We start from the raw sequence: 20897 nt of genomic DNA on the forward strand, positions 1-20897 counted from the left end.
CAGAGCATTCGACTGTTAATCGAAGGGTTACTGGTTCAAGTCCAGTCGGAGGAGCATCAGAACCCCGCATCGGCATCACGCCGGTGCGGGGTTCATCTTTTCCTAGACGAAATCCATCTCCACTTGCAGGAAACGGGCGGCCTCGGCCACAGCTGCCAGGAACGAGTCCTGCTCAGTGGGCGGGGTCCTGGGGTCGCGCGGATGCCACTCGTGAGGGGCTGAGTAGACGCGGGTGAAGCCGCCACCGGGCGGGGCGTAGAAGATTCCGAATCGCTGGACCGGCCACTCAGGGGAGGTCTCCGGCGCAACCAGCAGTGCGGCGTCCGCCTCGGGGTTGTACCACTGGGCGATGGGTCGGCGGCGGTCGTCCGTGAAGAGGCCTGCAGCGTAGAGGGCAGCCGACTGTGGGCTGGTCACCGAGCACAGACGGTCCCACCACAGCGGCAGGATGCGTTCATCCCGACGCTGCCACGGTGCCGGAAGCGGCTGCAGCTCTTGCCAATGTGGCACACCCCAACTTTATCGCCGGGGCGGGGCGCGCAACAGGGGAAGCCCTAGCGGGAAAGTCCCAGCCGGGGGTAAAGCACCTCGAAACCTTTGGTCAGGCCCGCGTTGAGGGCCAGTCCCACGTGGCCGCCGTTGGGAACCTCGTAATAGGTCACTGTCATGCCTGCCGACCGTGCGGCGGCGGAGACTGCTTTCGCGGCGGCCACGTACGTCACGTCGTCGGAGCCGACAGTGAAAACGGCCGTCGTATCAGGGAATTGCTTGCCCTTCATGATGTTGATGGGCTTCTGGGCGTCGTAGTCCGCCTGGTTGCCGCCGAAGATGGTTGCGAGGTTGCCTGCGGGGTCTTCGGCTCCCGGGAACTCTTCGCCGGAGATGTCCACCACGTTGCCCCACATCTTCGGGTACTTGACGGCGAAGGAGATGGCGCACTGGCCGCCGTTGGAGTAACCGGCGATGGTCCAATGGTCCCGGTCAGGGAGGATGGAGAGATTGGCTTTGGCCCAGTTCACTACATCTTCGTTGATGTACTTCTCCACGTTGCCGTACTTGGCGGTGTCCAAACAGAGGTTGTCGTTCTCATCCGGGCCGATCTGGTCAGCCACGATCGCAATCGGCGCCAGCCCGTTGTTCTTCGCCGCGAATTCATCCAGTGCTGCCGAGACATACTGGGGGTCGGGAAGCCCGGGTTGACCCATCATGAGGACGAACAGGGGCAACCGGGGTGGATTGTCCGTCAGGGCTGCCGGAGGCAGGTAGATGCCGGCGGGCCGGGCGTCAAAGCCGGACGCCGTTGCCGGTATCACCTGCGTGCCCACCTTGCCCTTGGACGGCATGGTGGCCGGGGGTTTCCAGCTTTGCCAGAGGGGTCCTGCCGGTATGGACGCGTCCGGGTTGGGCTTGTTCAACTGGATGGCGCCCTCAGTGGATATCCCCAGGGCCGAGCCCAGAGTCTTGTTCAGCCCGAACTCGGTATTGATGCCCAGCGCCGCGACCAGGAGAAAAACAGGGATGGCGACCGCAGCCACCACTTTCCGCCACGCACGGCTGTGGCGGAAGCTGACCACGGCCAGTCCAAGCGCAGCGAAGCAGGAGACAGCCCAGAACCATACGCGCGGCGTCAGTCCCACGTGGAAGACGTCCATGACGTCCTCAACGATCCACACAGTCAGCCATCCCAGCAGCGCAGCGGCCACAATGGCAATGATCGCGGTCAGCGCCCACCGGGCCGACGGCCTGAGGAAAAGTACCAGGAAGAACACGACGCCGATCACCGCGGCGACCGTCATGACCACGGGGCCGCTGATCTCAAGTTTCAGGAGGTCGTCCACGGCTAGGAACTCCGCCCGCTGCTCATGCTGCGGGCTCCCTGGCGACCATTTGCCGCAGGAGGCCTGCGCTTTGCGCGGGGGACAGGCCCGGCAGGTAGGCGGAGCCCACCGCGATCCCAATGGATGGCAATGCCAAGGGGTCCTGGTAGTACATATACAGGGTGCGGTGCTCGGGTTGGAACCGCGACTTGAACGCTGCCAGGGACTTGAAGCCGTACATGGGCTCCAAAGCATTGCCGAGCAGCGCCAGGACGCGGTCCAGGGAGCTCCGGTCGCCCTCCGCGGTGTCAGCCCCGGCATTGGCCAGCGGCGAGCCGGACAGGGAGATCTGGGGGACTTCTTCCTTGAAGTGGGTGACGGCCGAGGCGATAAGGAATTCCATGACGCCCTTGAAACCGGTGGTCCGCCGCCGCATGAAGTCCAGGGTCCATCCCGAGATGACGCCGTTGCGGAACACGGGCAGCCAACTGGTGACTCCATGGACCAAGCCCTCGTCGTCCAGGGCCACGCAGCAGAGTACCTCGGGATCCTTCAGCTCATTCAGGCCTCCCAAGGTGAATCCCATTTCCGGCAGGGCTTTGTCCGCTACCCACTCTTCGGAGATCTCTGCCAGTTGAGCCCTGACTCCCGGTGGCATCTCCTGGTAGGGATACCAGTGGTCCTTGATGGACAACTTCTCTGCGCGGTTCAGGGCGGTGCGCACGTTCTGCCATTCCTTGCCCTTGAACGTCATGGCCTGGACGTTGAGAAGGGTTTCTTCCGCCACTTCCAATTTGCGGAACCCGCGGGGGAGGAGCGGGCCGTCCAGTTCTGCGGTGGCTGAGTAGAAGCACGGGGTGAGTCCCAGGCCGGCGCAGTGCTTCAGGAACCCCGTGGCTGCTTCCGCATGGTGCTCTTCAGCGCCGAAAGGACCCGCAACCGTCAAGGCCACGCCGTTGTGCACTTGATACGCAACGCCGGCCTTCCGGTCCGGTGTGAACCAGTACTGGTTGTTGTCCCACAAGGCCATCCAGGACAGCGTGCCGCCGCCGTCATGGAGCAGCTCCCGGGTGTGCCCCAGATCCGCTGCGGGATCTGTGGCAAGCATCCTGAACCGCCGGAAGTTGTTCAAGACCAGCACCAGGATGCAGAGCCAGATGATGTCCCCACCCAGCCCGTACACCACGGTGCTCAGCAGGCCTTGTGGGAGGGCCACCACAAACGGAACGGGAAAGGGAACCAGGATGTGCGTCAACTGCCCGGCAAGGTCCCACAAAGTGGAGCGCCCCGGATTGCCTTCGACGAACCAGAACGCCACATAGAGAACTATCGCAGCGACGGCCAGGATCAGTGAGGTCCTGCCCAGGACCCTGTATCCGGCGTCGCTGGATTCCACCCGGAACTTGTGGCGGTTGGCCAACAGCAGGGCCACGATGATCACCGGTGCGAGGACAGCCGGAACCGCATAGAGCAGGAGGTAGCCGAAATCGTCATCGCCCAGAGTGACGTCCGGATCAGTGATGTATTGGACGATGGACAGGACTGTCACTGCTGCGAGGTACGCCTGGATCACCAGTGTCAGGCGGTAGGCGAGCCGGCGGCCGCGGCGGAGTCCCTCAGCGCAAACAAGCAGCAGGAGGACCGGAATCAATGTAAGGATTGCTGCGCCGAAGCTTTGGACGCCTACGATGCCCTGCAAAGTGACGCAGTTGGTGTCGTTGTTGCAGGCCTCCTTGACTTCATCGGCGTCGGGGCTGGCTTGGAGCATGACGTCCGAGACCACGGACAGGGGGCCTATTTCCCACGTGCCGGTGAGTTGCGTGAGCAAAGGTCCCACCGCGAAGACGCCCACCACCGTGCCCACCAGAAAGCGCGTCTCACGGAGAGTCGAAGAATGCAGTGATCCTGCCCTGCGGCGGAGCATCAGGGACTGGACGGCCCAGCCGGCCAGGATGCCCATCACGGCTCCGGCCAGCGCCTGAAGGGTTTGGGCCACTCCTACGAACAGGGCAAACATCAGGGTCGCGGCCAGCAGCCACGTCCTCAGCCGACGGCGCCAGAGGGCGTCCAGTGCCGCCGTCGCGCATCCCAGCGCGGCAGCTGCGCCGCCGTAGGCGCCAACAACGTATTCGCCGCCCAGGAAGCTGAGCCACTGATCGCTGGCGTCGGTTCCGAACGCAACCAGCGCCACCAGAACCAGGGCGCTGAGGGCCGAACCCGCCACGAACGCTGCAAGCGCCAGCCACGGGCCCATGACACGCTCGGCGATTCCCACGCCCACCAGGATCGCGGCCGCGCAGGCAAGGTAGTCGAGCAGGGAAGACGCAAAGAACGCCGACGTGAAAATTGACCACCATGGCCCTGGCTCCACTGCCAGCCCCAGGCCCATTTGGTCCAGCAACGCCTCGCTGGGTCCATTCAGCAGGCTCCCTGTCGCAGCGCCCAGGACCCACAGCAGCCCTGCCAGGCCCAGTGTCAGGGGCAGCCGGCGAACTGTTGCCAAGCCGCGGACACCGCCCCGCAAATCAACAGCCGCGCTCATGTGATGTCCCCTTGCACCGGTCCGGCACCGGTTACCCCGGCTGGCCACCATTCTGCCTTGCGGGACGCTGTAACGGGAGAGGCTGGGCAGTCCCGACGGCGGCGGGTCGCGTTTTGTGCGGTAGTCCTAGTCCCGTTTCCAGGGACCTGGGTTCACCCGGTAGAGGACGGCGGCGCCAATAACGGCACCCAGAATCGCTCCGAACAGGGCACTTCCTGCGGCGCGGCCAATGAGCGCGCCGGCAGTGGCGCCAAGCAGGGCGCCGAGGAAGAGGCCCCTGCCGTTGCGGTGCGGTTTCTTGGTCATGGTCTCAGCCTACGGGTGGGTTCCTAATGGATGGAGGGAACGGTGCGGGGCCGGACCACCAGCCAGAGTGCGGCGATGGCCCCGGTAATGCAGACCGCCATAACCGAGCCCATGGGAACAGCCGAACTGACGCCCAGCCAACCCACGACCGGCGGGACAATTCCGGCCATCATGAACTGGGATGCCCCCAGGAGGGACGCTGCCGTGCCTGCCTGGGCGCCGTGGTTGGCGAGGGACAGGACCTGGACACAGGGGAACATGAACCCGGTGGCGCAGATATAGAACCACAACGGAATGAGGATGCCCCAGAGGCCGACGTGCAAGAGGTCAAGCACCACGATGACGAGGGCAGTGAACAGCATGAACAATGTTGCCCCGGCCACGATCCACTGCGGGGCCACCCGCCTGATCAGGCGTGAACTGATTTGAACGCCCGCAACAATGCCCAGTGAGTTGATGCCGAACAGGAGCCCGTATTCCTGCGGCGAGAATCCGTAGACGTTTTGGAACAGGAAAGTGGACGCAGAAAGATAGGCGAACAAACCACCGAAGTTCAGGCTTCCCACCAGCACCATGCCCACGAAGATCCGGTCCGTCAGGACCGATTTATAGCGCTGTCCCACGGTGATGGTGGATTTGCCGCGCTGGTCTGCGGGCAGCGTCTCCCGGATGAAGAAGATGGAGGCAAGGATCACCAACAAGCCGTAAGCGGCCAGGAAGTAGAAGATTCCGGGCCACGGGAAGGCCAGCAGCAACTGCGATCCGATGACAGGGGCAAGGATGGGGGCCAGCCCGTTGACCAGTGACATCCTCGAGAACATCCGGACCATGGAGTAGCCGTGGAAGAGGTCCCTGACCATGGCCATGGCCACTACGCCACCGCCAGCTGCGCCGATGCCCATGAGGACACGGAACAGGGACAGCATCCCGATGTCTGTTGCCAGCGCTGCCCCGAGCGATGAACCGATATGGACGGCGGTGGCAAGGATCAGGGGGAGCCGGCGCCCCACTTTGTCGCTGAACGGACCTACCACCAGTTGGCCGAGCCCGAAGCCTACGGTGGTTCCCGTCAGGGTGAGCTGGATGGCGGCAGCAGAAACGTCGAAACTCTCCTCCAGCGCCGGGAACGCCGGGAGGTAAAGGTCGATCGTGAAAGGACCCAGCGCAGTCAGTGCACCCAGCAGGAGAATATAGACAAGTTTTTCGCGTCGGCTCAGGGAGTCGCCCGGAGCAATGGGAGAGGTCACGATCATCTATCCTATGGCCCGGATCATATTTATTGGGCGTATGACGGGCGCGCCGCGGTGTGGTCCCGAAAGTTCAGCAGGAGCCTGAATGATAGCTTTGTGAACAGGTGTCTGCGGTGAGAGATTTCAGTCCGCGTTCGCCCCATACGATGCCCAGAGGAAAGCAGTTAGGCGGAACCCATGAGTGGACGTCACACCGGCCGGACCAGTCAAGGACCAGCCATTCGTACTTTGCCGAGGACCCTCAAGCTCGTTGCACGGTTGGCCCCACGGCAAATCAACGACGAAATTGCCTTGGCCAAGGTGGAACTCAAACGCAAGGCCACCCAGGTTGGGATTGCCGGTGCCTTCTTTGGCGTTGCCCTTGTGTTCCTTGCGCTGTTGGTGATCGCCCTCGTTGTTGCCGCCATTTTGGGACTGGCCACCATCATGCCGGGATGGCTCGCGGCGCTGATCGTCGCAGCGTTCTTCCTGGTCATTGTGGCCATTGCATCCCTGATTGGAATCGCCAAGTTCAAGAAGGCCATGCCCCTGGTACCCGAGGACACCATCCGGGGTATCAAGCACGATCTTGGAATCGCCAAGGAGGGCTCAGCTTTTGATGAGTCCATCCTCGATCCCAACTCGCCCGCTGCCAAAGCGGCCAAGGCAGAGAAGGAAGCTGCGGCGGAGAAAGCCAAGGCAGAGAAGGCTGCGAAGGAAGCTGCCAAGGAATCGGACGCAGTCAAGGCACCCACGGAAGCGGAGCTTCGCTCGCGCCTGAAGAAGCGCCGCGAACACCTGACCGGGGTCCGCGACGAACTCGGCGAGCAGCTGGACGTCAAGAAGCAGGGGCAGGCCCTGCTGGACAGCGCCGGCGGAAAGTTCCAAGAGGGAAAGCAGTTCGCTGCGGCGAAGTTTGCCGACCTCGGAGACTCCGTCCCCGAAAGCCTCACTGAACGGCTCGCCGCCCGGTGGAAGGACCTCGCAGCGTTTGCCACTGCTGCCGTAGTCTTCGTTGTTGCCCTGCGGAAGCTGCTGAAAAAGTAGGCAGCCATCCGCGGCACCAACAATGACAACGAGGAAGGGGGACACGCGTGAAATTGATCGGTGCTGGTTCACACCCTGACCGGCCGCAGGTTGACCACGACCTCATCTTCACCGTCCCCAATATCCTCACGGTCCTCCGCTTCATGGGGGTTCCGCTGTTCGTGTGGCTCGTTTTGTCGGAGCAGGAGTATGGCTTCGCGGTCCTGGTGCTTGTGATCATGGGCAGCACCGACTGGGTTGATGGCTACATCGCCAGACGCTTCGACCAGACCTCCAAGCTGGGCCGCATCCTGGACCCCATGGCCGACCGGGCCGCGCTGCTGGCCGTAGCCTTCACGTTGGCGATTGCCAGCGTCGTGCAGTGGTGGTACCTGGCCGCGCTGTTGGTTCCGGACGCCATCCTGGCCATTGCTTCCCTGATCTACTTCCGCAGCCACCCGGACCTTCCCGTGAGCATCATTGGGAAAATCCGCACAGCGCTGTTGCTGCTCGGCACCCCGCTGCTTGTCCTCTCCAAATTGCCCATCCCTTTCACTGAGGTCTACTTCGTTGCCGCTTGGACGTTCCTTGGCTTCGGGCTCCTCGGACACTGGATTGCGGCCTACAACTATTTCTGGGCCATCTTGCGTAAGGGTAAAGAACTGAAAAACGACGACGGCGGACACGGCTGATGGTCTGGCTGGCGGTTTTCCTTGCGGTACTTGGTGCCTTCTTCCTCGCAATAGGCGCCCAACGGCAGGGCAGCGCAGTCAAAGCCGATACCGGGGGCCTGGCCCTGAGCTCCAACGGATTCCTGAGGCTGCTGCGGAATCCCCGCTGGATGCTCGGGCTGTTGTTCCTTGCCCTCGGTATGGTGATGAACGCCATCGCCCTGGTGTCTGCTCCGCTCACCGTAGTGCAGCCCATTGGTGCCATTGCGTTGGTGATCACCACCGTGGTCAACGCCAAGGACCAAGGCCTGAGCATCAACCGTGCAACTGTGGTGGCCATCAGCGCGTGTGTCACGGGTTCGGCGCTGTTCGTGTTGCTGGCAGTCTTCGTCACACAGGAAAACCATCACGTCACCAGTGAGGACGAACTGACCATTGTTCTCCTGCTGGCTCTGGCCGTGGGGATCTTCGGAACCTTGGCCGTCCTGTTCAAACACCGCATGAGTGCCTTCGTCTACATCCTGGGCGCTGGTGTCCTGTTCGGGTTTGTTGCCGTCCTGACCCGCATCATCGGCAAGCATCTGCTGGATCCCAACGGGTTGTTCCTGCTCAACGTCCAGTGGTACACCCTCATAGCCATCGTGGCCGCCGGGGGATTGGGATCCTGGTTTGTGCAGAGTGCCTACTCAGGTGGTCCACCGGACCTTGTCATCGCCGGACTGACCGTGATCGACCCCATGGTGGGCATCGCCATCGGCATTGTGATCCTTGGTGAGCTTCGTCCCGATGTCCACGCCGTGATGGCCATCGCCATGGCTGTGGCCGCTACCCTTGCTATCGTGGGGGTTATTGCCCTGAGCCGGCACCATCCGGAAGTCACCAAACGCAAGAAGGACGCGAAGGCGGCTGCCAACAAGAAGGCCTAGGGCAGAGCTTGACCTTGCGCCGCCGCTGTACGCGGACCGGCAACCCGGCGACACCGCAGTATTGCCACAAGCAGTGCTGTCCGCACCGTGAACATCAGGAGTTCTCCACGTGACCATTCCCGACACCACCAAGCCCCTCACTCTTTTGATTGCCGCGGATACTTATCCACCGCATGTCAACGGTGCCGCGCAGTTTGGCTACCGCCTGGCCAAGGGAATGACGGCACGTGGGCACAACGTCCACGTGTTGGCCTGCCGTCCGGACACGGGCAAGAGCTTCACGGAGTTCCGCGACGAAGCCACTGTTCACCGTCTCCGTTCCCACGGCGTTTTCACCCATGAGTACTTCCGCATTTGCTTCCCCTGGGAGATCAAGAAGGAAATCAGCCTGCTGTTCGACAAAGTCCAGCCGGACGTCGTCCACATCCAAAGCCACTACATGATTGGCGAGCACGTCCTGTACGAGGCCGTGAAGCGTGGCATCCGGGTTGTTGCCACCAACCACTTCATGCCGGAAAACCTGAATCCCTTCCTGCCATTCCCGCAGTGGTTCAAGGACATCGTTGGCCGCATCTCCTGGAAGGACATGGGCAAGGTCATGGGCCAGGCCGATGTGGTCACGACGCCCACGCCACTCGCTGCCAAGGCAATGCACCAGCACGCGTTCCTGCGTAAGGTGCTGCCGCTCTCCAATGGCATTGACTCCTCGGCTTACGAACTCCAGCCCGGTGAGACCATTGAGCCGCACGCCAACCCCACGGTGCTGTTTGCCGGACGTCTGGCCGAAGAAAAGCATGTCAACGTCCTGATCGACGCCGTGGCCAAGACGTCCCCGGCGTTGAACGTGCATGTGGAGATTGTGGGGGGCGGCGAAGTCCGTCCTGCCCTTGAGGCGCAGGTAGCGAAGCTGGGGCTGGGGGACAGGGTCAGGTTCCTGGGACTCGCCAGCGACGAAGATTTGCGCGAGGCCTACATCAAGGCCGACATATTCTGCATGCCCGGCACAGCCGAACTCCAGTCACTGGTGACACTGGAAGCCATGTCTGCTTCCACGCCGGTGCTGCTGGCCAACGCCATGGCCCTGCCGCATCTGGTCCGTGATGGTGAGAACGGCTATCTCTTCACGCCCAACAACAGCGATGAACTGGCGGCCAAGATCACCAAGCTGGTGGAGCTTCCCAAGCATGAGTTGGAAGCCATGGGCAAGCTGAGCCGCGAGATGGTGGAGCCCCACAGCATCAACGGCACGCTCCAGACGTTCGAGGACCTCTACCGCGGGGCCTCTTACGAGGACATGGTGGTGTGACAAAAGCACTCCCCGGCACCTATTAGAATTGCTGGAGTGCTTTGCCCGGAACTGCTGCTTTGCGGTGGCTTTTCCGGGCGTCACGGGGCTATAGCTCAGCTGGTTAGAGCGCGGGACTCATAATCCTAAGGTCCTCGGTTCAAGTCCGAGTAGCCCTACCGCTAGATTCTGCGGGTTTCCGTGTTTTTGCGTCGAACCCGCAGAACCTGATGGAACTATGATGTCACTATCTCAAGTTGTCCACAGGTTTTCGAACACGCTGTATGCATAATTTATGGCGAACATTAAGCGTCAAGAAATTTGGGCAGCAAGCAATGGCCGCAAGCTGGCGATCAGCCGTAACAGTATTGTCACAAAGATCAGTGAATCCCATCACTTCGAGGGCTTTGCGACTCAGGATTCGGATGGAGAGCTGCGCATGGAGCCGGCAACCCATACAGGTGATCCCTCCTGTCGGGTTGTGACTCGTCAGGTAGGCTTTTCGGGAATCATAACGGTGAGAGGACTTCATGCAAGACCATGTCGCCCAGCTCGTGACCAGCGCGTTGGACGCTTTCGACCAGCCGGGAAGGTCAGTGGCTGCCATTGTGCGACAGGCAGCCCGTATCGCGGCTTTGCGACAGGACTATCTTGCGCAGTACAGGTTTCAGATGGAACTCATCGATGTGACTACGGGAGCGGCTAAGACCGATCCCACTATTGAAGTGATCAACGGCAACCTTGTCACTCTTCTGGGAGCGGAGGAGGCCCGCGCTCAGGTAGTCGAGATGTACATGCAGTACCAAAAAGGGCGCAAGATGGCGGCTGGCGACAACATCTACGTCATCTCCGTGGCTCAGCTCGAATCGTATCTCGCGGAGGTGCGCAGGATATACGACGACTATTCGGTCGCAGATAAGACCAGCAACTACTACGCGCACACTGCGGCTGTTGCGGCTGACGAGCAGCAGGCGAAGCTGCTTCCGGTTATCCAACAGCACGAGACGATCATTGAGCGCATTCGGCAGGACGTGTACTGCTACCTGCTCCAAACGGAAACGAACCTGCATAGTGGCAAGCCTTCCAGTAGTGTGTTTGAACGAGGACTCGAATATGTTCGAGCGTCGCTGGCTGAACGTGCACCGGAGGCTTTGGACAAGTTCGCTGCGGCGGAGGCCAGTCTCGCAGGAGGCACACCGGAAGACTTGTCCCACGCTCTGACGAGTACGCGGCGAATGATTAAGGACCTAGCCGACGCTTTGTACCCGTCAACCGGCCAAACTATTTTCGGTGAGGATGGGGTGGAACGGGTCATGAACGACGATGCTTACAGAAACCGGCTTATTCAGTTTGCCAAGGACAGGCTTGGCAATAGCCTGAGTGGCAAGGTCTTAGGGGAGACGCTTGCTAGTTACGGCAAGCGAATCACTAATCTCGACGCCATGGCGAACAAGGGTGTACACAGTGATGTCACAGTTTCCGAGGCTGAGCAGTGCCTCATATGGACCTTCATGCTGGCGGCAGACCTGTTGCGAATTGCCGATGGAACATCGCAGGACCTGAAGCCCACATCCAATTAACTACGCTCTTCGCAGCACAACGACTTAGAACGCCTACTGCCTCCCGATGCTATCGATCAGCTTTCCGCATGACTGGTTGGAAGGCAGTCCGTAGCAGGCTTGATCAAGTATCTGGAATCAACCTTCAACCGTTGAGGGAGAGACGACTCGATTACGTTTGGCGCCTCCGGTGAGACATGGTATCGACTTCGGTCCTCGATGCTCATTTCAGCCTTTGCCGGCGAGTCACCCTCTTGGGCGGATGAAGCTTCGCTGTTGGCACCGTACATGCTGCGGAACGACCCGAGCGGCTCAGCAGTAGCATCAGCCTTCGATCTCCCTTGGCGTAGGTGGAGAAGATGCGGAAGGGCTTCTCAAGCGACTCTTGGACGATCCTGGCGTGCGACTCGGAACTCGGGTGACGCGTGCCCTCAGCACCGTTGGCCAGACGCCAAACGGAGAGATGCTCCTGGAGAAGCTTGCAAACCACCCGTCGGCTATCGTGCGGTACCACGTGCGCAAGATCCGGCACATTTGGAATGCTGTCGATCATGTTGGTCCATGGATACCGAGCTTCGGTGGAATGCCGGCGTGTCTAGTTTGTGACTATTGACCACTCACGCAAAGTACTGAATCCTCGCCGAACCATTCCCGTGCGCGAGCTAGGGTTGTTTCGCTGGGGTCATGAGCGTAGACGACAAGATTCTGCTTTGCTCGACTGCAGGTTACATAGAGCATCATTCGAGACCGCGTCGGTACGGACTCGGTGCTTGTTGGATTCGCTAGGAGCTTTTCGAAATTGTAGTTATTCCACCCTCCATTATCGAGGGATATGAAAATATTGTCCCATTCGGATCCCTTTACTCCGTGTTGCGTGGAGTAGGGAGTGAAGTCTTCTACGTACTCAAAGAGGCTAACGACTTCGTGGAATGGAACGGCGAACACACGTGTACAGCGGTATGGATGTTTGGTCTCGAACCGGCGGATCCGGTCGTCGCGTTGAATGAGTCCAGTTTGATGTGCGAACTCGAATACCTCACCGATTGATCGTGAGTCCATTCCGGCTAGTTCATCCAGACTCGCAGCGATCTGCCGGCGTGCTTCGATGCTGTCGAGGTTTACGTCTAAGCAGCGGATAACCTGATTGAACTTCCCCTGCTTATAGAGGCTCCGGAGCGACTGGATGGCCAACAGGTGGTTGATGAGAGCATCCCGTTTGTCGCCGCGGTTCCTGTCATCGAACTCGGATACTCTCTTTGTGCCGATCAGGCGGTCGGAGCTTGTCGGTGTCGTGGCGATGTCCTCAAACCGGAAACTCGATGCGTTCTCAAGAAGTTGTGGTTCCTCGGCTAACTCCTTCGCTTGGACGCCAGAAGGAGGATATGCCCTTCCGCGATCTTCCAGCACCGAGCCGAGGGTCGCGTCACCCGCTAACTTCATGCCTGTTTTCTCTAGATGAGCCCGTACCTTCTTGGCGTATTCGACAACACGGTCTTTGTCGTAGATGCGCATCAGCTGCGGGAATCGATTCTCTCTGGCGATCATGTTTTTGCTTAGGTAAAGAAGCTTGGTCTTGTGCGGGCTGAAATCCCAGCCGTCGCACAGCGAAAGCTGACGTAGCGTTGCTGTGTCGAGGCCCGTTTCGGTGGTGTAGACGAAACGGGCGGTTCCTTCAACGCCGCAGTTGGGCGCTTTGGGGTCGATGGATTGGATTTGCTGCAGTCCATCGGCGCGTAGCCGGTTGATCACTTGGAGGACTGCCGCTGGATTGCGCCGGTTCTCCGTCTTGGTGATTGCACGGATACGCCCTGATTGAATAGCCCCCTCAAGGAGGTCACGTCCATTGTCCGACTCATGGATGGCTTGTTCGCTGTCTCCGAAGAGACCGACTCGCATTGATCGATCGGTGGGTGCTGGCAGTAGATCGACGAGGATCCGCATGACGGCGGCAGGGGTGTCCTGGTACTCGTCCACGAGGAGGTAGTCGAAGCAATCCGTGAGGATCCGAGCCATTGTCGTGTGCGTGCTGAATATGTCTTCGGCAAGTTTGAGTACTTCGTCATGCGAGACCTCGCCCGCTTCAATGTTCAGCCATTCTCTGTACTTGATCGGTTCGGTCCAGAGAGCTGTATTGATGGGTAGGGCGAGCGTTGATTTGATGGCACCGCTATTCACGAGTTTTGCAAGCGAGTCCTTCAGGTTTTTCTGGTATCTACTGATGAGCGACCACAGGAAATCGTGAATGGTTGAAATCTGGAGGCTCTCCATCGAGAACCGGGCCCGGATCTCGTTGACGGCTACGTTTGTGAAGGTCACGCATGCCACACGAACTCGTGGCCGTTCGGCGTATATCTCGTCGAGGAAGCCGAGCATCGAGTGTGTCTTCCCGCTGCCGGCGCCTCCTTTGACGAGGAAGTCCTGGTTCGAGCGGGTGGCGTCAAGCGCTTGTAGAACCTCGTGCTCCGGTTTCGTCACGTGACGTCCCTCAGCCATTTGAGCCCCTCAGCGATGTAGCTGGGTGTCTTCCAGCTAATATCGCCCTCTTCGCTTTCGGCATGGATGACATCAAGAGCGAAGTGGGTCTTCTTGGCGACGCAGTCGCGTGCGAGTACGTAGGCGCATTGCGTCTCGTCGTCGAACTTGTCCTTATGCTTGAGGCCGCGGAAGTGATCTAGGTTTTCCTTGATGAAGGCCCGGTTGATGTGTATGAAGGCGTCTTCGTAGCTCCGAGCATGGTAGTCATCTTCTTCCGTCTGGTATGCGACGAAGAGTGCGGCGCCGTCCTTGGTGGGTTTCCAGGATCCAGATGCTTTTGAGAGGGACTTTTCAGCTGCGGGTTTGGCGATGAGATCAGCGAGATCTCCATCAGTGCCGTGGCCCGACTTAGTCAGCCCGAAGTAGTGATTGAGTGCATCGTTGGTGGTGTGGCTCCCGTCTTCCACGGCGCAAGCACGTAGAGACGTCTTTCCCATATCGGTGTGAACTTTTGCACTGTCGATGTCGGTCAGGACGAGTGTCGGGATTCCGGTGAAGTCGATGAAGTGATCAAATATCTGCGAGTGAGCACCAACCTCGACGACCGACACGTTCTGGGAGCTCAGCGGAAACTCGTGTGGTTGGTTCTCTGCGTCCAGCTTCCGCATCATGGCGCGCATGAGGATGCGCTCCGTGTCACCCTCGATAAGAACCGCTTTGTCGGCAAAGAATAGCTCCGCCCTGGTCAGTGTGAGGTACTGCTTAAGGAAGTGGTAGGACTTCTTGTCGTCGCTGTACTTCTCTTCAAGATCTGTCATATTGCGGGACTCGACGCGTTCGCCGATTCGGCGGAAATACTTGATGTCGGAGAAATCGCCCTCGGCTGTGATGTGGGAAGAGTGAGTGGTCAACACGGTCTGCAGTCGTAGATGGTTCTCATTACAGTGCTCGCTAATCATGTTCTTGATCTGCTTGATGAACACGTATTGAAGCTGAGGGTGCGTGTGCGCCTCTGGTTCTTCGATGAAGAGGATATTGATATCGGCCGACTCGATATCATCCTTGCCCGTCATTCGGAGGAGTCTGATTTCAATCTCTATGATGATCGCAATCAGGTTCAGGTAGCCAAGACCATTGTGATCTTCCGGGAGAGGCGACTCGAGTTCACCATAGCGAACAGAGGTATTGTTCTTGAGGAGTGAATCTGGCTGAATGTCGGAGACAACATGGAGGTCTCCTCTGAGGCCATCGGCGGCTCCGAAACGGGAAACTTTCTTAATTACGTCTTTGAAGACCTGCTTGTACGCATCCGTGAACTGACGGTCGGTGTTGGCGGCTTGCGCTGTCAGCTGTATAAATGCGTGGCTATCTCGGATATCTCCGATTCGATCCTCGAAGTAATCGCTCGTGAGCTGGGAGAGAGCGCGCCCGGCTGCTCGTCCGCTTTTCCCGGCAGGCCGATTCTCGACGGACCGCCGAGCGCTCACAAATTCCAGTCGGATGACGCTGCGGACAAGTCCCGGTTCATTCGTCAGCGACAGGGTGTTGTTGCCGTCTGCAGGGTCGTAGGACTCGATTGAATGAGTCAGATAGTGACGGACCCTCTTCGAGACGAAACGCTGGTTCTCCTCAGAGCGCCGAGCCTCGGTTAGGTCCTCACCAGTTGCCGTGCTGATAGCCTGGGTGTTCTTGCGGACGTCTGTATGTAGCTGTAGGAATTTCTCCTGGTTGATCTCGACTCGAAACCTCAAGTGAACCGCTCGTGCCTCGGGGGAGAGGTCAACCATGAGCTTCGAGAGGTTCTTGAGGTTGTCTTCCTCGTCGTAACGGATCTCCAGTTCGAGCTCGATCTTAGGGGCGGAACTGGGATATTCAGGCGTGTCGGCAATGATTGCCTTTTGAAGAGCCAGCTGACGATTAATGGAAAAATCCTCATAGCTGAATTCCGGGCCGGAGGAATTTAGGAACGAGCCAAGGACATTCAAGAGAGATGTCTTACCGGTGTTGTTCTTTCCAATGACAAGCGAGAGATTATCGCGCATATCCATCGAGAAGCTGTCTAGAAGACGATATCCGTCAATATTTATTTTAGCTATCTTCACAAGTATTCTCGTGCCCCATGTTATGCCCTGATTATGATAGTAAGGCAGGACTGGTCATGCTGAGTGTCCTGCGTGCGTCTATAAAACTCCGATAGGTGACGCTGGATGCAGGTTGCCCTGTGATCTACGTTTCGTTTGAGCATTTTCCGTCATGTTTTGAGGAGAAATGAAATCAGCTCGGCCCGCCTTACCAGGAAAGACTATATCGGACGGGACTCCTTCTTTGACGCAAGTGGGCAGGAATGTCCTCGGTGGTGCTGCCCGGGGGCTCAGGCGCGGTAGTGCGAAGGATGACGAGACGCCGAAGTCGCCTAGCTGGCTGTCGGCCTGGGTTGTGCCTTTTGACCGACCGCGACGACGTAGCTGCACGCGCTGCTTCTTGAGGTGGTTGCAAACGGGGGTCTGGGAGATCCCGAGCTTCGTGGCGATGGTGGCTGGGAGTTGCCCTGCTCGTAGAGATCGTCGGTCTTCTCGACTTGTTTCGGGGCGAGCGGTGGGCGTCGCATGATGACGCCTTGCTGTTCGAGAACCTTCAAGACGGAGTCCTTGTCTAGGCCGTACTGAGCCGTGAGTTCGGTTGTTGGTGTGCCGGATTTGTAGGCGGCGACAAGCGCAGTGACCTGGTCGGGTGCGAGTTTGTATTGAGGAGATGCGCTTCGGTCGGGTCGGGCGATGGCCGCTTGGCGCGGGAACGGTGCAACTTTGAAACCAGTTCCTCAAGGGATATCTCGGGAGGAATTGGGTTCGCTTACCGACCGATCATCTATACATTCACGGGAGCCGGGGTTGACGTTGAAACGTCAGCCACGGTTCTTTTGCTTTCTGGGGTCCTCCGCGTTGCGGGGGAGCAGCCCGTTGAGGTAGGTTACTGATGAGTAACATGTACTCACCGGTAACTTTTGCTGCCCCGATGTGGTCGCAGGTGACCACCCCTGAAGGAGCGAATATGTCCAACGCTGCATTCGATGCCACCAACCTTCCGTATGCCGATGGCGACTTCTACGCCTTTGAGCAGATGCTGACAGGAAAAGAGCAGGACCGCCTCGCGGAAGTTCGGGAATTCCTTGCCCGCGAAGTCAAGCCCATTGCCGTGGACTTCTGGAATCGTGGTGAGTTCCCGATGGACCTGATTCCCAAGCTTGGCGAACTGGATCTGGTCAGCCCCGTTCGTCGTCAGGGGTACTCCAACCTGTTCGCCGGCATGCTCCACGCTGAAGTGACACGCGCTGATGCTTCGATTGCCACGTTCATGGGCGTCCACGACGGCCTGTTCACGGGTTCGATCGAGGCCCTCGCATCGCAGGAACAGAAGGATGCCTGGCTGCCGGACATTTACTCGCTGAAAAAGATCGGCGCTTTCGGGCTGACCGAGCCCTTGGGCGGCTCGGACGTGGCGGGTGGAACGCGCACCACAGCCAAACGCGACGGTGACACCTGGATTCTCAACGGCGCCAAGCGCTGGATCGGCAACGCCACGTTTTCCGACTGGGTGGTCATCTACGCCAAGGATGTGGCTGACAACCAGGTCAAGGCCTTCCTGGTGGACACCACCTTGCCGGGCTACTCGGCCACCAAGATTGAGAACAAGATCTCCCTGCGTACGGTGCAGAATGCGGACATCGTTCTGGACAACGTGGTGGTGCCCGACTTCTTCAAGCTTGCCAACGGCAACAGCTTCCGCGATACCAACAAGGTCCTCAAGGTGACCCGCCTGGCAGTGGCTTGGCAGGCTGTTGGGCTGCAGATGGCGGCCTTTGATGTCGCCCGTCAGTACGCCGTGGAACGCCAGCAGTTCGGGCGGCCGTTGGCGGCTTTCCAGCTGGTGCAAAATCAGCTGGTCCAGATCCTCGGCAACACCGTAGCTTCCATGGGCATGATGGTTCGTCTGGCCCAACTCGAAGACGCAGGTGTGGCCAAGGATGAGCAGTCGGCACTGGCCAAAGCGTTCACTACGGCACGCATGCGCGAAAGCGTTGCGCTGGGACGCAGCATCCTGGGTGGCAACGGAATCGTTACGGACTATGGGATGGCCAAGATCTTCTCCGATGCTGAGGCCATCTACTCCTACGAAGGAACGCACGAAATCAACACCTTGGTGACCGGCCGCGCCATCACCGGTGTTTCGGCCATCGTCTAGGACTTTCGCCCGCGGCGGGGGCTCAGTGGAGCGGCAGCAGGATGGACGGCCGCAGGTCTTCCACGAAGCCCAGCGGATTGACGTAGACCTCGCCGCGCCGCACGCCCCAATGCAGGCAGGTGGCACTGCTGCAGTGGCCGGGTTCCATGCTGCCGATGTTCTGTCCCTTGCGCACGGTGTCACCGGCCTTGAGTTCACTGGTCACCGGCTCGAAACTGCTCTTGAGGCCATCGCCGTGATCGATGGTCAGTACCGGACGATCAACTACGACGCCGGCAAAGGTCACCACGCCGTCCGAGGGTGCGGTGACCTTTCCGTCGTCGGACACTGGTCCCAGATCTACGCCGCGGTGGCCGCTCAGCCACGGTTTGTCCGGCGGATCGAAGATCCGGAGCACGTCAGGTTTGGGGGAGAGCGGCCAGCTCCACCGGAGGGAGGCCTGGTCCGGCGCAGCCGGCCCGGATGGGCCGACTGCGCCCGCGGCCATCACCAAGGTAACCAGCAGGGTCATCAAGGACTTCACAGGGGTCATGGACCAAGCCTCCCGGGGAGGCGGCGGTGGGTCGATCCCCGGTCTTTCGTATGTGGACAACGGGCTGCGGTGGCGGTCAAACAGGTGGGGTCGCTGTAGTACACTTGGTGGAGCAGTTTGCTGTGCCCTCAGGCTAGTTCAGGAGCATGTCTCATTCAGATATGTGAGGGTCCCAGGCTGACTACGCGTATCCAGCCCTCCACCAGCGAAGCCACGTGGCTTCAGGCTGCGGAGGATTGTGCCTCTTGCGGTCCGGACGAGCCTTTGGCTTCACCCCGGATGAGAAGTGCAATGGATGCCAGGAGCCACGCCCATCCGGGCAAAGGCTAAACAACCGTCAACTATTGGCAGGGTAAGAGCAGCCCCATGGGCTCTCTCATGAATGACCTGCCGGAAGGAGCGTCGGCATGCCCGTCGTAACTATGCGCCAGCTGCTTGACAGCGGCGTCCACTTTGGACACCAGACCCGTCGTTGGAACCCGAAGATGAAGCGCTTCATCTTCACGGAGCGCAACGGCATCTACATCATTGACCTCCAGCAGTCGCTGTCCTACATCGACCGCGCCTACGAGTTCGTCAAGGCTACTGTCGCCCACGGCGGCACCGTCCTGTTCGTCGGCACCAAGAAGCAGGCTCAGGAAGCAATTGCCGAGCAGGCTACCCGTGTTGGCCAGCCGTACGTCAACCAGCGTTGGTTGGGCGGTATGCTCACCAACTTCCAGACCGTCGCCAAGCGTATCCAGCGCATGAAGGAACTCGAAGAGATCAACTTCGACGACGTCGCAGGCTCGGCTTACACCAAGAAGGAGCTCCTGCTCCTCAAGCGCGAACTCACCAAGCTTGAGTCCAACCTCGGTGGTATCCGCAACCTGACCAAGGCTCCCTCGGTTCTCTGGGTTGTTGACACCAAGAAGGAACACCTTGCTGTTGACGAAGCCAAGAAGCTGAACATTCCGGTTGTTGCCATCCTGGACACCAACTGCGATCCCGACGAAGTCGACTTCCCGATCCCGGGTAACGACGACGCCATCCGCTCCGTCAACCTGCTGACCCGCGTTGTTGCCGACGCCGTAGCTGAGGGCCTCATCGCCCGTAACCAGCGCGCAACGGGCACCACCGAGGCTCCGGAAGAGCCGCTGGCTGAGTGGGAGCGCGAGCTCCTCGAAGGCAGCAAGGCCGAAGAAGCAGCGGCAACCGAGGCTCCGGCCGCAGAAGCTCCCGCAACTGAGGCTCCGGCAGCAGAAGCTCCCGCAGCTGAGGCTCCCGAAGCAACTGAAGCTGCAGCCGGCGAAGCCGAAGCAGCCAAGTAAATCTGGACCTTCCCTGATGCCGGAAACAGCATCGGGGGCAACTGACAGGATGGCGGCTCACACGGTGGGCGGCTGTCCTGTCAGTCCGTAAACACACAAATTCTAGACAGAGGGGTTCACATGGCGAACTACACTGCTGCTGACATCAAGGCCCTGCGCGAGCGCACCGGCGCCGGCATGATGGATGTCAAGAAGGCTCTTGACGAAGCCAACGGTGACGCCGAGAAGGCAATCGAGATCATCCGCATCAAGGGCCTTAAGGGCGCTACCAAGCGCGAAGGCCGTTCGACTGCTGAAGGCCTGGTTGCTGCCAAGGTCAACGGCGGCGTTGGCGTAATGATCGAGGTCAACTGCGAAACTGACTTCGTTGCCAAGGCTGACAAGTTCATCCAGTTGGCTGACAAGGTCCTCAGCGTTGCAGTCGAGTCCGGCGCAGCCGACCTCGAGACCCTGCTGGCCACCGAGGTTGACGGCAAGCCGTTGTCCGAGGTTGTTGTCGAAGAGGGCGCTGTCCTCGGCGAAAAGGTTGTTGTCCGCCGTATCTCCCGCGTTGAGGGAACCACGGTTGACGCTTACCTGCACAAGACGTCCAAGGACCTCCCGGCCCAGGTAGGCGTCCTGTTCGCTGTTGACGGTGAAGGCGAAGCCGCTGCCACCGCCGCTCACGACATCGCTGTCCACGTTGCAGCCATGGCTCCGAACTACCTGACCCGTGACGACGTTCCGGCCGAATTGGTCGACTCCGAGCGCCGCATCGCCGAAGAGACGGCCAAGGCTGAAGGCAAGCCCGAAGCTGCTCTTTCGAAGATCGTGGAAGGCCGCGTGACGGGCTTCTTCAAGGGTGAAGTTCTGGTTGACCAGGCATTCGCCAAGGATTCCAAGAAGACTGTTGCACAGGTCCTCGAAGAAGCCGGCGTCAAGGCAACCGCAGTAACCCGTTTCCGCGTAGGAAACTAGTAATTCATGAAAAGGGGTGGTCA

The 20897-nt window shown here is 59.7% G+C and carries 16 protein-coding genes and 1 tRNA gene; 9 read left to right on the forward strand and 8 right to left on the reverse strand.

Annotated elements, in window-relative coordinates; all coding sequences use genetic code 11:
- Nucleotides 1-102 precede the first annotated feature (102 nt).
- The 5 genes from RQH14_RS21740 to RQH14_RS21760 form a co-directional block, all read right to left on the reverse strand.
- Nucleotides 103-510 (reverse strand): hypothetical protein, encoded by a 408-nt coding sequence (locus RQH14_RS21740; protein ID WP_089594319.1) that lies wholly within the window; start codon nt 508-510, stop codon nt 103-105.
- A gap of 44 nt (nt 511-554) precedes the next feature.
- Complete coding sequence (locus RQH14_RS21745) at nt 555-1838, reverse strand: alpha/beta hydrolase-fold protein (RefSeq protein WP_311215194.1); 1284 nt, start codon at nt 1836-1838, stop codon at nt 555-557.
- 22 nt (nt 1839-1860) lie between these two features.
- Nucleotides 1861-4359, reverse strand: a complete 2499-nt coding sequence (locus RQH14_RS21750) for a DUF2156 domain-containing protein (protein ID WP_311215195.1) — start codon at nt 4357-4359, stop codon at nt 1861-1863.
- Nucleotides 4360-4485: 126 nt separating this feature from the next.
- Complete coding sequence (locus tag RQH14_RS21755; RefSeq protein ID WP_089594322.1) at nt 4486-4665, reverse strand: glycine zipper domain-containing protein; 180 nt, start codon at nt 4663-4665, stop codon at nt 4486-4488.
- A 23-nt stretch (nt 4666-4688) separates the two neighbouring features.
- Entirely contained in the window at nt 4689-5918 is a 1230-nt protein-coding gene (locus RQH14_RS21760) for a multidrug effflux MFS transporter (protein ID WP_311215196.1), read from the reverse strand.
- A 174-nt stretch (nt 5919-6092) separates the two neighbouring features.
- Between RQH14_RS21760 and RQH14_RS21765 the strand changes: the two genes are divergently transcribed.
- From RQH14_RS21765 to RQH14_RS21790, 6 genes are all read left to right on the forward strand, one after another.
- A complete protein-coding gene (locus RQH14_RS21765) occupies nt 6093-6941 on the forward strand; it encodes a phage holin family protein (protein ID WP_311215197.1) in 849 nt (282 codons plus the stop codon).
- A gap of 47 nt (nt 6942-6988) precedes the next feature.
- On the forward strand, nt 6989-7612 hold the full coding sequence (locus RQH14_RS21770; protein WP_311215198.1) for a CDP-alcohol phosphatidyltransferase family protein: 624 nt from the start codon (nt 6989-6991) through the stop codon (nt 7610-7612).
- Nucleotides 7612-8517, forward strand: a complete 906-nt coding sequence (locus tag RQH14_RS21775; protein WP_311215199.1) for a DMT family transporter — start codon at nt 7612-7614, stop codon at nt 8515-8517. Before RQH14_RS21770 ends, RQH14_RS21775 begins: the two co-directional genes overlap by 1 nt.
- Nucleotides 8518-8626: 109 nt before the next feature.
- Entirely contained in the window at nt 8627-9823 is a 1197-nt protein-coding gene (locus tag RQH14_RS21780; RefSeq protein WP_311215200.1) for a glycosyltransferase, read from the forward strand.
- Nucleotides 9824-9907: 84 nt separating this feature from the next.
- Nucleotides 9908-9981, forward strand: a tRNA-Ile gene (locus RQH14_RS21785).
- 351 nt (nt 9982-10332) lie between these two features.
- Nucleotides 10333-11382 carry a hypothetical protein gene (locus RQH14_RS21790; RefSeq protein ID WP_311215201.1) on the forward strand — a complete coding sequence of 350 codons (1050 nt, stop codon included), beginning with the start codon at nt 10333-10335 and terminating at the stop codon, nt 11380-11382.
- 585 nt (nt 11383-11967) lie between these two features.
- On the opposite strand, the gene RQH14_RS21795 is transcribed toward RQH14_RS21790, so the two are convergent.
- Both RQH14_RS21795 and RQH14_RS21800 read right to left on the reverse strand, forming a co-directional pair.
- Nucleotides 11968-13836, reverse strand: a complete 1869-nt coding sequence (locus RQH14_RS21795) for a UvrD-helicase domain-containing protein (RefSeq protein ID WP_311215202.1) — start codon at nt 13834-13836, stop codon at nt 11968-11970.
- Entirely contained in the window at nt 13833-15938 is a 2106-nt protein-coding gene (locus RQH14_RS21800) for an AAA family ATPase (RefSeq protein ID WP_311215203.1), read from the reverse strand. The genes RQH14_RS21795 and RQH14_RS21800 overlap by 4 nt, the downstream gene beginning before the upstream one ends.
- Before the next feature lie 946 nt (nt 15939-16884).
- Here RQH14_RS21800 and RQH14_RS21805 point away from each other — a divergent pair.
- Entirely contained in the window at nt 16885-18075 is a 1191-nt protein-coding gene (locus RQH14_RS21805; RefSeq protein ID WP_311215204.1) for an acyl-CoA dehydrogenase family protein, read from the forward strand.
- Between the two features lie 22 nt (nt 18076-18097).
- Here the strand turns inward: RQH14_RS21805 and RQH14_RS21810 are convergent, their stop codons facing one another.
- Nucleotides 18098-18607, reverse strand: a complete 510-nt coding sequence (locus RQH14_RS21810; RefSeq protein ID WP_311215205.1) for a M23 family metallopeptidase — start codon at nt 18605-18607, stop codon at nt 18098-18100.
- A 407-nt stretch (nt 18608-19014) separates the two neighbouring features.
- On the opposite strand from RQH14_RS21810, the gene rpsB reads away from it, so the two are divergent.
- Together rpsB and tsf are read left to right on the forward strand one after the other, a co-directional pair.
- Nucleotides 19015-19917 carry a 30S ribosomal protein S2 gene (gene rpsB / locus RQH14_RS21815; RefSeq protein ID WP_311215206.1) on the forward strand — a complete coding sequence of 301 codons (903 nt, stop codon included), beginning with the start codon at nt 19015-19017 and terminating at the stop codon, nt 19915-19917.
- A 120-nt stretch (nt 19918-20037) separates the two neighbouring features.
- Nucleotides 20038-20874 carry a translation elongation factor Ts gene (tsf, locus tag RQH14_RS21820; protein WP_311215207.1) on the forward strand — a complete coding sequence of 279 codons (837 nt, stop codon included), beginning with the start codon at nt 20038-20040 and terminating at the stop codon, nt 20872-20874.
- Nucleotides 20875-20897 lie beyond the last annotated feature (23 nt).

Source organism: Arthrobacter sp. WCS2018Hpa-7 (assembly GCF_031843805.1).
GTDB lineage: Bacteria > Actinomycetota > Actinomycetes > Actinomycetales > Micrococcaceae > Arthrobacter.

Excerpts from the sequence above, each read along its gene's own strand:
- RQH14_RS21750 (WP_311215195.1), bottom strand. The coding sequence starts at position 4,359 with ATGAGCGCGGCTGTTGATTTGCGGGGCGGTGTCCGCGGCTTGGCAACA.
- RQH14_RS21755 (WP_089594322.1), bottom strand. The coding sequence starts at position 4,665 with ATGACCAAGAAACCGCACCGCAACGGCAGGGGCCTCTTCCTCGGCGCC.
- RQH14_RS21760 (WP_311215196.1), bottom strand. The coding sequence starts at position 5,918 with ATGATCGTGACCTCTCCCATTGCTCCGGGCGACTCCCTGAGCCGACGC.
- RQH14_RS21765 (WP_311215197.1), top strand. The coding sequence starts at position 6,093 with ATGAGTGGACGTCACACCGGCCGGACCAGTCAAGGACCAGCCATTCGT.
- RQH14_RS21775 (WP_311215199.1), top strand. The coding sequence starts at position 7,612 with ATGGTCTGGCTGGCGGTTTTCCTTGCGGTACTTGGTGCCTTCTTCCTC.
- RQH14_RS21790 (WP_311215201.1), top strand. The coding sequence starts at position 10,333 with ATGCAAGACCATGTCGCCCAGCTCGTGACCAGCGCGTTGGACGCTTTC.
- RQH14_RS21805 (WP_311215204.1), top strand. The coding sequence starts at position 16,885 with ATGTCCAACGCTGCATTCGATGCCACCAACCTTCCGTATGCCGATGGC.
- RQH14_RS21810 (WP_311215205.1), bottom strand. The coding sequence starts at position 18,607 with ATGACCCCTGTGAAGTCCTTGATGACCCTGCTGGTTACCTTGGTGATG.
- rpsB (WP_311215206.1), top strand. The coding sequence starts at position 19,015 with ATGCCCGTCGTAACTATGCGCCAGCTGCTTGACAGCGGCGTCCACTTT.
- tsf (WP_311215207.1), top strand. The coding sequence starts at position 20,038 with ATGGCGAACTACACTGCTGCTGACATCAAGGCCCTGCGCGAGCGCACC.